The sequence below is a fragment of the Clostridium sp. D53t1_180928_C8 genome (assembly GCF_015667795.1).
Lineage (GTDB): Bacteria > Bacillota > Clostridia > Clostridiales > Clostridiaceae > Clostridium.
In genome coordinates this window covers 19,851-33,164 of sequence record NZ_JADPEL010000003.1, presented here as the reverse complement: position 1 = coordinate 33,164, position 13,314 = coordinate 19,851, and the positions used below count along the sequence as shown (strand labels likewise).

Below are 13,314 nucleotides of genomic sequence, written 5' to 3'. Positions count from 1 at the left end.
GATTGGTAAAATGATAAAAAGGAAAGGTTCTTCTTTAATTTTAGTAATGGTTTTAGCTGCAGCATTATTAATTACAGGTACAGCGGTTATGTTATCAGTAAAGAATACTATGAAATTTAATGTTAAATATAATGAAATTAATAATTTAGAGTTAGCAGCTGAATCAGGAGTTAATATAGGAAAAAATTATTTAATAAATAAGATTAATGAAAGGAACACAAATGAAAAAATCATAAGTGTAAATCAAATTGATTATAAAATTAGTAGCGATTATATATATACAATAATTACAGAAGATCAGGGAATTGATTATAACTTAACAATAGAAAAGTCAGCTGAATCAACAGATAATAAAGGAATATATATTATTAAATGTGATGTTGAAAAAAGCGGAGTTAAAAAATCAAAAAATAAAAGTGTAGTTGTTAACTTGAACAATGGTAAGATAGATAGTGAAGAGAATGAAACCGAGGAGCCTACAAAACCTTCATATCCAGATGATTTAGTACAAACTCCAGGTTATTTAACACAACAATCATATGACGTATCTCATATGAATAGTTTAAGTAGTGCTACAAATGCTGATTGGAGCAATAGAACAGACGTATTTAGAAACTCGTATGGCATAGTTAAATATATACCAGCAACTATATCGGACACATATAATAAATATGCAGGTAATTTTAGTAGTGATAAAACTACTGCGACTATTTTTACTCAACATTTAGAATATGTAAAATCTTATAAAGAGTCAAAAAAGGTTTGGGGATATATAAAAGTTGATTCTGATGGCGAGTATAAATTTAGAACACAGTCAGATGATGGAATTATGCTTGTACTTACAGTAGATGGAATAAGAAAAACTTTAATAAATAATTTTAAGCCTAAGGGATATAATCCGCCTGATTATGCAAAAGAAAATGTATATTTAAAGAAGGATGTGTATTATCCTATATATATGGAATATTTTAATTGGGGAGGAAATGCAAGGTATTTATTACAATACACTAGAGTTAATTCAGGAGTTTATAATAATGTTCCTGCTAATTGGTGTTATCCGTCTAACAATCCTATTCCACCAACTGAAACTGAAGATAATAGTACTAATGGAGATTTAAATGGAGCTTTGAATAAAGAAGTATCATTGATAATACCAAATACGTCAAAGATAATTTCTTTAAATCATGTAAATAATGGAATAATATTAGTAGATAAAAAAGAAAAATATGATAATTATAATGAGTTATCCGGAGTGCATAACAATAAAGTCTCAATAAAGCAAAATATTTCTTTGAATATTCCTAAATTAAATGTTAAAAATATTAGAACTGGTACTTTTTATCTATCTAATAGTGGAATTACTAATAGTATAAATAATAGGGAATATTATAAAATGACAGTTAGTAATGGAGAATATGAGATAAATAATAATTATAAAGGTTTTATAATAGTGAAAGTAAATGGAGATTTAGAGATATACGGAAATGGAAATGCTCAAAATATAAATATACCAATAATATTTGTTGTAAATGGAAATGTTTTATTGAATGGAAACCAGGCTAATAATATTCAGTCTATGGTTATTATGGCAAATAAAGTTGAAAATAACAGTAAATATACAATAGGATTTAATAGTGCATTAATAATTACTAAAGAGTTAAAATTACCAAAAGGACATATAAATAAATTAAATACATGTACTATTGCAATTGACATAATAGATAAAATAATTAAGAACAAAGAATTATTATAAAAATATATTGAAATACTTGATTAGGTTAAATTAAGTTTTAAATTAAAAGATATGTATTATAATTATCTTATTAATATTTAGTGAGTTTAAATATTAAATTATTATAAATTTTAGTATAATATTAATAAATATTAATGAATTGTTATACAATATAAAAGTTTTTAGTAATAATGTATTATAAAAAAATAAAATATAATATTATGGAAGAATTGATACTATTTATTATATTGACAAGCTATTATTCATAAACTATAATAATAAAAAGCGAAAAAACACGAATAATAAAACAACTCATATAAGCCCTGAATATGGCAGGGCGTTTCTACTGAAAACCTTAAATTTTCATCTATGAGTGAATTTGATATATTTACCTAAACACGAATAATGTGTAAAGTAAAAGTATATTAACGTTCACTTCATAGATAGTGGACTTAATATGCTTTTTTTTTATTTTAATTAGCCCTAAAAGTAAGAAAAAAGGCATTTACAAATATATAGATAAGAAAATTAATAATGATGGGAGAGATTAAGTATGGCAAGAATATTAAAAACAGCTTACACATTTGATGATGTATTATTAGTACCAAATAAATCAGAGGTTTTACCACATCAGGTTAGTTTGAAAACTCAATTAACAAAAACAATAACATTAAATATGCCATTAATGAGTGCAAGTATGGATACAGTTACTGAATCAAAAATGGCTATAGCTATGGCTAGAGAAGGTGGAATCGGAATTATCCACAAAAACATGCCAATAGAAGATCAAGCAAGAGAAGTTGATAGAGTTAAAAGACAAGAAAATGGAGTAATTACAGATCCAATATTCTTAAATGAAGACCATACAGTAAGAGAAGCATTAGAATTAATGGCTAGATACAGAATTTCAGGAGTTCCAGTTACAAGAGGAACTCAATTAGTTGGTATAATCACTAATAGAGATATTGTATTTGAAACAAACTATGATAAGTTAGTTTCAGAAGTTATGACTAAGAGCCCGTTAGTAACAGCTGGAGAAGGAACTACTTTAGATGAAGCATTAGAAATATTAAAGACTCATAAAATAGAAAAATTACCTTTAGTTGATAAAGATAATAACTTAAAAGGTCTTATTACAATAAAAGATATAGAAAAGGTTAGAGCATATCCAAATGCAGCAAAAGACTCAAGAGGAAGACTTCTTTGTGGAGCTTCAGTTGGAATAACAGCTGATATGATGGAGAGAGTTGATGCTTTAGTTAATGCACAAGTTGATGTTATTACATTAGATACAGCTCATGGGCATTCACAAGGGGTTATTAATGGAGTTAAGACAATAAAAGCTAAGTATCCAGACCTTCAAATAATAGCGGGTAATGTTGCTACGGCAGAAGCTACAAGAGATTTAGCTGAAGCTGGAGCTGACTGTGTTAAAGTTGGGATAGGACCAGGATCTATTTGTACAACAAGAATAGTTGCAGGTGTAGGTGTGCCTCAATTAACTGCAGTTATGGATTGTGCTGAAGAAGGAAGAAAATATGGAGTTCCAGTAATTGCTGATGGTGGACTTAAGTATTCAGGGGATATAGTTAAGGCTTTAGCTGGAGGAGCTTGTGCTTGTATGATGGGATCAATGCTTGCAGGTTGTGAAGAAGCTCCAGGAGAAATGGAAATATATCAAGGAAGAAGCTATAAAGTTTACAGAGGAATGGGATCTTTAGGAGCAATGGAAAAAGGTTCATCTGATAGATACTTCCAAAATGGAACTAAGAAATTTGTTCCAGAGGGTGTTGAAGGAAGAGTTGCTTATAAGGGTTATGTAGCAGATACTTTATACCAATTAATTGGTGGAATAAGATCTGGAATGGGATACTTAGGAGCTCCAACTTTAGAAGATTTATATGAAAATGCAGGATTTGTTGTTCAAACTGCATCAGGAATAAGAGAAAGTCATCCACATGATATAAATATTACTAAGGAAGCTCCAAACTACAGCGTTAGAGAGTAATATAAGTTAATAATGGCAAGTAGCAAGTTAAATTGTTGTTTGCCATTTAACTTGCTACTTTATATGACGAATTATTGTTCTTAAAAGTAAATAAATGTTCATGTTTTTGTTGAAAAATGTATAATTTTACGAGATAATAAAGAAAAAGACATTAGGAGGATTCTAATGAATAGAGAATTAGTATTAGTACTTGACTTTGGTGGTCAATATAACCAATTAATTGCAAGAAGAATTAGAGAGTGTAATGTATATTGTGAGGTTCATCCTTATAATTTAAGCGTTGAAAAAATAAGAGAAATGAATCCAAAAGGAATGATTTTCACTGGTGGACCAAATAGTGTGTATGGTGAAAATTCTCCTTTATGTGATAAAGCTATATTTGAATTAGGAATACCTGTACTTGGTATTTGTTATGGTTCACAACTTATGGCTCATGTTCTTGGAGGAAGTGTTGCAACTGCTCCAGTAAGTGAATATGGTAAGACTGTAGTTAAAGTTGATAATAAATCAAAATTATTTGATGGTGTACATGAAACAACAATTTGTTGGATGAGTCACACTGATTATATAGAAAAATCTCCAGAAGGATTTAAAATAGTAGGTAATACTCCGGTTTGTCCAGTAGCAGCTATGGAATGTGAAGAAAATAATCTTTATGCAGTTCAATTCCATCCAGAAGTTATGCACACTGTAGAAGGAACTAAAATGTTATCAAACTTTGTTTATAATATTTGTAAATGTTCAGGGGACTGGAAAATGGATTCATTTGTTGAAAAAACAATTGAAGAAATAAGAGAAAAAGTAGGAAATGGTAAAGCATTATGTGCATTATCAGGTGGTGTTGATTCATCTGTTGCAGCAGTAATGTTATCAAAGGCAATTGGTAAGCAATTAACTTGTGTATTTGTTGACCATGGTCTACTTAGAAAAAATGAAGGTGATGAAGTAGAAGCTATATTTGGACCGGAAGGGCAATATGACTTAAACTTCATAAGAGTAAATGCTCAAGAAAGATTCTATGAAAAATTAGCTGGAGTAGAAGATCCAGAAACTAAGAGAAAAATCATAGGTGAAGAATTTATAAGAGTATTTGAAGAAGAAGCTAAGAAAATTGGGGCTGTAGACTTCTTAGTTCAAGGCACAATTTATCCAGATATAATTGAGAGTGGATTAGGTGAATCTGCAGTTATTAAATCACATCATAATGTTGGAGGACTTCCTGACTACGTTGATTTTAAAGAAATAATCGAACCATTAAGATTATTATTTAAAGATGAAGTTAGAAAAGCTGGTTTAGAGCTTGGAATTCCTGAAAAATTAGTATACAGACAGCCATTCCCAGGCCCTGGTCTTGGTATAAGAATAATTGGTGAAGTAACTGCTGAAAAGGTAAGAATAGTTCAAGATGCAGATGCAATTTACAGAGAAGAAATAGCTAAGGCTGGTATTGATAAAGAAATTGGTCAATATTTTGCAGCCTTAACTAATATGAGATCTGTTGGAGTTATGGGAGATGAAAGAACTTATGACTATGCAATTGCTTTAAGAGCAGTGACTACAAGTGATTTTATGACAGCAGAATCTGCTGATCTTCCATGGGAAGTACTTGGAAAAGTAACAACTAGAATAGTAAATGAAGTTAATGGTGTTAACAGAGTAATGTATGACTGCACTGGTAAACCACCTGCTACTATAGAATTCGAATAAAAATAATAAAAACTGTAACTTTAGAAAATCTAAGGTTACAGTTTTTTTATGATTCAAGTAATAATTGTTTATATTTACGTGGACTTATTCCTATTATATTTTTAAATACTTTAGAAAAATGTTGTACGTCACCAAGTCCTACATTTAAAGAAATATCAGTAAGTGATTGATTAGTAGTAAGCATTAGATTAACGGCCTTGTTAACTCTATAAAGTGTTAAATATTGAAAGATAGTTAAATTAGTTGCCTCATAAAACAGCTTGCTTAAATAACGTGAGGATATATTAAGACTTTCAGATATATCAGAAATAAGAATTTTTTCAGAGTAGTGATTTTCAATATATTTAAAGGAAAGTAAAACATATCTAGGTGTAATTGTATTTTTAAAATTTAAAAATAAAGATGTCATATCTTCTTTTTTTATAACATTTATTATAAATTCAATTAAATGTAAATTGCATAATGTTCTTGAAATAATGCTCGTATCATTTTTTTCTTTAATTATTGAATATAATAATGATTTTAAATTTTTATCTGCAATTATTCTATAATGATATTTTATTGAAAAAATAATTGGAATTAAATTAATCTTAATATTATTATCCATTGTAAGAAATAATTCTAATTCATTAATATCAATGTGAATATGAATAAATTTAGTCTTTTCTTTTGTTTCTAAATAAAATGAATGAACTATATTAGGTGGAATTATAATAATATGTCCATTATTAGCAGTAATAACTTCATCCCCAATATCCATTTTACAAGATCCCTCTATAAAATAATAAATTTCAACACTTCTATGCGTATGTCTAGGAAATGTATAATAATTTTCCCTTTCCTGAATAGTAGCACTTATGATGTATTTTTTATTTATATTTATTAAGGTATCAGAGACGATTTCATTATCAACTTTAATCATATAAGTACCTCTCTTTTATTTGTTCCGTTTTAGACAACTTTATTTATAAACCAGACTTTATTATATAAGATTTAAAAATTAATTATTGATATAATTATAATATAATAAACTAATATTTTCTATATAAAGAATAAATAGGGAAAGAAGTGATGAGATGAAAAAGAGTAAAGCAACGAAGATGAAAAGTAAATTAAAATTTAGAAGTAAGTTAGTATGTACGATATCTATAACTATAGCACTAATATTAGTAATAAGTACGCTTGTATATTCTAGAACGATTAATAATATAAACTTACAAATTGAAGGTAGTAAAATTAGCAATAATGAATATATTCGTGCTATGAATAGTAAAAAATATGAAGTTACACAGTATTTTATTGAAAAATATGGAGCGAAAATTACTGATGACTTTTGGACTAAAGAATTTGAAGGAGAATATCCTTATAAGATGTTAGGTGATAAAACTATAGAAGAGTTAAAGAGAATACATGGTATTTATGAAGTTGCAAAGGATAAGGGCTATGTTGATTCAGTAGAATACAAGGAATTCATTGAACGATTAAATAGTGAGAATGAGGCAAGAGAAAAAAGTATAAAAGAGGGAAAACCTATTTATGGGTTGTCTAAATATACCGAAGATATATTTTTAGAATATGAAACTGATTGTATTCAAAAGTCGTATTGTAATGACTTAACAAATGAAGGAATGGAGATATCTATAGAAGAAGGAAAGACATATTATAACAACAGTAAAGATAAGTTATTTCTTAAAAATGATGATTTTGAGCTAGCTTTTGTAAAGGTATACTATAGTGCGCTAGAGCTAGATGAAAATAAGACTAATGAAATAAAAAATAGCATGATAGAAGTAAGTAAAAAAATAGATGCTGATAATTCATTAGAAAGTTTATGTGAAAATAATCAACTACTTAATGAATACTTTAGCAAGGAAACAATATTATCTGCAGAAGTATCTTCTATGGCTAAAGTAATTGGGGATGTATTAGAGATTGCTATGGAACTTCAAACTGGAGATGTTACACAAGTAATAGATCAAAATGGTTGTTTATACTTGATACAGTGTATCAATAGAATAAATTATGATTATATACCATATGAGGAGGTGGCTGATAACGTAAAGAAAGCATTACGTGAGGAGCGTTATGAGGAGATTGTTGCAAAACGTGCTAATGAATTAGAGGTTAGTAAGGATATTAACAATATTTATAGTTTTACAAAAAATAATGTTAAATAGGGGGAGTTATGAAAAAGAGGTTATTAAAATCAGTTAGTTTAGCACTTACTGTAGGGGTTTTTAGTTCTTTATTTACAGTAGAGACTTATGCAGAAAAAAGTTTAAAGCGTACCACTGGAAGAGACTATTATATAAGTAGTCTTAATGGTGATAACAGTAATGATGCTACAACAGAAGATAAAGCATGGGAGACTTTAGATAAACTTGTTGGCGTTGAGTTACAGCCTGGTGATAGGGTGTTATTGGAATCAGGTTCTGTCTTTAATGGATTTATTCATTTAAAGGATGTCAGTGGAACAAAGGAAAATCCAATAGAGATAACTAAGTATGGTGGAGAAACTAAACCTATCATTAATGGTGATGGTGAGGGTGTTTGGTATCAAGATTATGTACAGCCTATGGACAACTCTGGTCATAGGAGTAAAGGATATGTATCATCTACAGTACTACTTTATGATACAGATTTTATTAAGATTAATAATTTAGAAATTACAAATAAATCAGATGACTTTGATTATTTAAGGGAAAGTGATAAGGTATCAGCTAGAATGGATCGTACAGGGGTCGCTGCTATAGCTAAAAATGGTGGCACTATGGAATCTATTTATTTAGAAGATTTATATATACATGATATTGATGGAAATATACAAGATAAGCATATGAATAATGGCGGAATTCAAATGAATGTTTCAAAGCCGGATAATGAGGAACAAACAGGTATTGCTAGGTATGATGATGTAGTAATTAGAGGATGTCATGTAAAGGATGTATCTCGTGCTGGAATAGTAATGGGATACACATATAATCATGGTAAATTTAATGGAGCAGCAATTGATGATGAAACCGTTAAGAAGTATGGACATACCAATATTTTAATTGAAGAAAATTATGTTCAAAACTCAGGAAATGATGCTATATGTGTTATGTATTCATATCGTCCATTAATACAAAAAAATGTATCTGATAGAGCTGGTGTAGATATGTTAGAGTATAGCTATTGGCAAAATTTCTGTGCTACTATATGGCCTTGGAAATGTAAGGATGCTGTTTTTCAAAATAACGAGGCTTTTGATACAATAGGTCAAAATAATGGTGATGGTCAAGCTTGGGATATTGACTGGTCAGATGGAACAGTATATCAATATAATTACAGCCATAATAATGGTGGAGGAGCAATGCTTATATGTTTAAATGAAGCATATAATGGTGTGTTCCGTTATAATATTAGCCAAAATGATTTAAATAGTTTAATTACATTCCAAGGTAATCCATTAGCTAAAATATATAATAATGTTTTTTATGTTGATGGAGATCGTGAAACAAGAATACATCATCCTCAACCAGGAAAAAGAGGTGGACAAGGATATTTAGCTAATAATATTTTCTATAATATTAGTACAGGTAATCCAAATGATGAGTGGGAGCCAGGAAATCAACAGTTTACACATAACTTATATTATGGGTATGATACTACTCCAAATAGTGATAAGTTTGCAATAACTGAAGATCCTAAGTTTATAAATCCAGGATCAGCACCTACAAGTTCTATAGGAAAGGTTCATGATATAAGTGTATTTGATGGATACAAGGTTAAAGAAGATTCACCAGTTATAAATTCAGGTATATATGTTGCTGGTGGAAATGATAAGGATTTCTTTGGGAATATTGTTGGACTTGTTCCTGATATAGGAATACAAGAGGTGGATACTAAAAATGAAAAACCTGTTAATGCAATTTATTCTAATGTTTATAACATTTCAGAAAATGATATTAGTGGGGTAGAGAAGAAAACTACTGTTAGTAATTTTATAAGCAGTTTTAAGTATTCTAATGGAGTTAACTTGAAAGTGCTTAATGGAAATAAAGTTGTAAATGAAAATGAGGTTGTTAAGAGTGGATACAAATTAAAGGTTACATTTGTAGATGAAACTATAAAAGAATATATAATTAATGTTAATAGAACATTTATAGAATATTCGGTAGATAACATGACTGCTACTGATGGAAGTCACCAAGAAGGTAATTCAACAGAGGGACCAGGAAGATTGGCAATAGATAATAATCTATCTACTATGTGGCATACTAACTGGAATGGATGTAAACGTGATGAAGCTTGGATAAGTATTGACATGGGAAAGGTACAACCTATATCAATGTTAAAATATGTTCCGAGACAATCTGGTGGAAATAACGGAATAATTAAAAAGTATTCTATTTATGTAAAAGAAAATGAGAATGATGAATGGATAAAGGTTGAAACAGAAAATGATGTTTGGGAAGTAAATAACCAAACTAAATATGCTTATTTTAACACTGTAAATGCAAGATATGTTAAGTTGCACGCTGATGAGAGTCAAACAAATTCAAGTAATATATATGTTTCAGCATCAGAAATTAGATTAGGTGTTGAGGCAATTGATGAGGAGGTGCAATAGTATGATAAAGAAAATTTTTGCTATGGCAGTATCATGTACTATGTTATTACAAACTCTAGCTTCACCATTAATAGTTAAAGCAGAGACTGTTAATGATCATATAGTAGGAACTACTTATTATGTTAGTTCATTAGATGGTAATGATAATAATAATGGGTTATCAGAAAAAGATGCATTTTATAGCTTGCAAAAAATTAATGATATAGAATTAAAACCAGGTGATAGGGTTCTTTTAGAGGCTGGATCTGTTTTTACAAATGGATTTTTACATGTTAATGGTAGTGGTTCAGAAGAAGCTCCAATAGAAATTAATAAATATGGAGAGGGTAATAATCCTAGAATTGATACAAATGGTCAAGGAATTTGGTATCAGGATTATGGAAAGCCACTTGATAGTTCTTCTCATAAACTTAAGGGGTATGTATCATCATCTATATTGTTGTATGATGTTGAATATATAAATATTAAAAATTTAGAAATTACAAATAATGCTCCAGAAATAGATTCTGTATATAATGATTTGAATACAATGAACCGTACAGGAGTAGCTGCTGTTGCTAAAAATAAGGGAACAGTAGACCATATATATTTAGATGGATTAAATGTTCATGATGTTAAGGGAAATGTTTATGATAAACACATGAATAATGGTGGTATTTATTTTACTGTGTTTAAACCTGATAATGAATCAGAAACAGGAATATCAAAATATAATGATGTAAAAATTGAAAATTGTATAGTTGAAAATGTTAATAGATGGGGTATAGCAGTAGGTTATACAGCATATTGGGATCAATTTACTGGTGCAGAAATATCTGATGAAGCAATTGCCAAGTATGGATCAACTGGAGTTGAAATAAGAAATAATTATGTAAAAGATGCTGGTGGAGATTCTATTACAACTATGTATTGTGATAGACCTATTATAGAGTATAATGTTTCAGATGGTGCAGCAAGACAAATCAACACAACTGATTATTCACAAACGGGTTCTGGAAGAGTTGCTGCAGCAATATGGCCATGGAAGTGTAAGAATGCTGTATTCCAATATAATGAAGCTTTTGATACTTGTGTGAATCAAGATGGTCAAGCTTGGGATGCTGATTCTGGAGATGGAACAATTTATCAATATAATTATAGTCATAATAATGGTGGGGGAACTGTTATGGTTTGTCTTGGTGAAGCTATAAATACAGTATTCCGTTACAATATAAGTCAAAATGATTTAGGTGGAATATTAAATTTACCAAATCACCCAAATGCAGATATATATAATAATACGTTTTATATTAAAGAGGGTGTTCCGTTTATTAGACCAGGTATGACTGGAGGAGTAGCAACTATAGAAAATAATATTATTTATAATGCAGGTCCTAAGAAAGAAGAAAATTGGACATTAAATAATACTAGAGCAACTTATAGTAATAACTTGTATTTTAACTATAGTAATACACCATCAGAGGATCAAAATGCTGTTACAGAAGATCCTAAGTTTGTTAATGCTGGAAATGGACCAAGCTCATATACAGGAATATTACCAAGTAATGATGATAAAATTATTCATGATTCAACTGCATTTGAGGGATATAAATTACAAAATGATTCACCAGCAATAAATGCAGGAAAGTTTATTGAAGATAATGGAGGTATTGACTTCTTTGGAAATGAAGTTAAAGGAACTCCTGATATTGGAGCTTATGAATCTAATATAACTACTTTAATTTTATACTCAGATGTTTATGATATAAACCAAGAAAATTTAACAATTTCTGGGGTGGAAAAGAATACAACTGTTGAAGTGTTATTAAGTAATTTATCTTATGATAAGGAAATAACAATAGAAATATTAGATAAGAAAGATAATGTATTAAGTGATAGTGACTTAGTAAGTGGTGGATATAAGGTTAAAATATCATTAAATGATACAGTAAAAGAATATATTATTTCAGCTAATGAAGATAATAGTATTCATAGCTCAATATATATGCAAGATGAAAGTAATAAAATATTATATGTGCCTAGCTTAGATACTAATCCTACAACTGTTAGTGAGTTAAAAGAAGGAGTAGTTACTCATAGCACAGCAAATATTAAAGTTTTTGATGGTGATAAAGAAATTAAATCAGAAAATATAAAAGATGGAATGACTTTAAAAATTATTGCTGAAAATGAATCTGAAAATTCATATACTATAAAGGTGAAAAATGATTATCAATGGGCTCTTGATTATACAGGTAAACAAGGAAATGTATGGTTTGCTCAAAAGAAATCAAATGAAGGATATAAAAATTTAACAGTATATGATTCACAGTATCCACAATGGAATGGTAATAATTATGGTGGAGTGGGTATAGACGCTCCTAATCATTCAACTACTCCAAGCGATGCAACACATGGATTACTAGTAGATACAATGGGAACTACAGGACGTGAAGATGGACATTCTATGGTATATAGAGTTCCTAAATCAGGAGTAATATTATTGTCTGTTAAGGATGATGAACCATATTTACGTCAAAATGGAAATAGTGGTGGAAAAGTTAAGTTAAGCTTTACTCATAATGGAGAAGAAATAAATTCATATGAATTATCAGAAAGTTTGGTTAAAGTTGATGTTGAATCTATGGAGATTGAAGTTAATAAAGGCGACTTTATTCGTGTAGAGGCAAGAAATATAGAAAATCCATCTAAGCCATCTATTCATGTAACTCCAAGAATAGTATATAAAAATGTTGAATTAGTTGATACAGAAGCACCTACAACGCCAACGAATATAAGGGTAGAAAATATAACAGAAAATAGTGCAGATATAAGCTGGGAAGCATCTACAGATAATGTAGGAGTAGTAGCGTATGAAATTTATAAGGGAGATGTATTATTAACTACAATTACAGAAGGAACATCTGCTAGGTTAAATGAACTTACATCTGGAACAGAATATAATTTAAGTATAAAAGCTGTTGATGTAGCAGGAAATAAATCAGAAGCAGGAACAGTATCATTTAAAACAGAAGAAATAAAGCCTGAAGTTGATATAGAAGAACCTACAGTGCCAACGAATATAAGGGTAGAAAATATAACAGAAAATAGTGCAGATATAAGCTGGGAAGCATCTACAGATAATGTAGGAGTAGTAGCGTATGAAATTTATAAGGGAGATGTATTATTAACTACAATTACAGAAGGAACATCTGCTAGGTTAAATGAACTTACATCTGGAACAGAATATAATTTAAGTATAAAAGCTGTTGATGC

Annotated in this window: 7 protein-coding genes and 1 riboswitch; of the genes, 6 read left to right on the top strand and 1 reads right to left on the bottom strand. The window is 29.3% G+C overall.

Annotation, left to right across the window (positions count from 1 at the left end; genetic code table 11):
- The first annotated feature begins 10 nt into the window (after window positions 1-10).
- The 3 genes from I4V51_RS02865 (at window position 11) to guaA (ending at window position 5,447) form a co-directional block, all read left to right on the top strand.
- Window positions 11-1,753: a PA14 domain-containing protein gene (locus I4V51_RS02865; protein WP_195986831.1), complete on the top strand. Its 1,743-nt coding sequence runs from the start codon at window positions 11-13 to the stop codon at window positions 1,751-1,753.
- A 271-nt stretch (window positions 1,754-2,024) separates the two neighbouring features.
- A riboswitch (purine riboswitch) is annotated at window positions 2,025-2,122 on the top strand.
- 163 nt (window positions 2,123-2,285) lie between these two features.
- A complete protein-coding gene (gene guaB, locus I4V51_RS02860) occupies window positions 2,286-3,740 on the top strand; it encodes an IMP dehydrogenase (RefSeq protein ID WP_195986830.1) in 1,455 nt (484 codons plus the stop codon).
- A gap of 165 nt (window positions 3,741-3,905) precedes the next feature.
- Window positions 3,906-5,447, top strand: a complete 1,542-nt coding sequence (gene guaA, locus I4V51_RS02855; RefSeq protein WP_195986829.1) for a glutamine-hydrolyzing GMP synthase — start codon at window positions 3,906-3,908, stop codon at window positions 5,445-5,447.
- Window positions 5,448-5,493: 46 nt separating this feature from the next.
- On the opposite strand, the gene I4V51_RS02850 is transcribed toward guaA, so the two are convergent.
- Window positions 5,494-6,369: an AraC family transcriptional regulator gene (locus I4V51_RS02850; RefSeq protein WP_195986828.1), complete on the bottom strand. Its 876-nt coding sequence runs from the start codon at window positions 6,367-6,369 to the stop codon at window positions 5,494-5,496.
- A 154-nt stretch (window positions 6,370-6,523) separates the two neighbouring features.
- Between I4V51_RS02850 and I4V51_RS02845 the strand changes: the two genes are divergently transcribed.
- The 3 genes from I4V51_RS02845 to I4V51_RS02835 all read left to right on the top strand — a co-directional run.
- Window positions 6,524-7,624, top strand: coding sequence for a hypothetical protein (locus I4V51_RS02845; protein ID WP_195986827.1), 1,101 nt, complete (start codon window positions 6,524-6,526; stop codon window positions 7,622-7,624).
- 8 nt (window positions 7,625-7,632) lie between these two features.
- Window positions 7,633-10,059, top strand: a complete 2,427-nt coding sequence (locus tag I4V51_RS02840; RefSeq protein WP_195986826.1) for a discoidin domain-containing protein — start codon at window positions 7,633-7,635, stop codon at window positions 10,057-10,059.
- A 1-nt stretch (window position 10,060) separates the two neighbouring features.
- The coding region (locus I4V51_RS02835) for a fibronectin type III domain-containing protein (RefSeq protein ID WP_195986825.1) at window positions 10,061-13,314 on the top strand (3,254 nt) is incomplete at its 3' end.

Excerpts from the sequence above, each read along its gene's own strand:
- I4V51_RS02850 (WP_195986828.1), bottom strand. The coding sequence starts at position 6,369 with ATGATTAAAGTTGATAATGAAATCGTCTCTGATACCTTAATAAATATA.
- I4V51_RS02845 (WP_195986827.1), top strand. The coding sequence starts at position 6,524 with ATGAAAAAGAGTAAAGCAACGAAGATGAAAAGTAAATTAAAATTTAGA.
- guaB (WP_195986830.1), top strand. The coding sequence starts at position 2,286 with ATGGCAAGAATATTAAAAACAGCTTACACATTTGATGATGTATTATTA.
- I4V51_RS02865 (WP_195986831.1), top strand. The coding sequence starts at position 11 with ATGATAAAAAGGAAAGGTTCTTCTTTAATTTTAGTAATGGTTTTAGCT.
- guaA (WP_195986829.1), top strand. The coding sequence starts at position 3,906 with ATGAATAGAGAATTAGTATTAGTACTTGACTTTGGTGGTCAATATAAC.
- I4V51_RS02840 (WP_195986826.1), top strand. The coding sequence starts at position 7,633 with ATGAAAAAGAGGTTATTAAAATCAGTTAGTTTAGCACTTACTGTAGGG.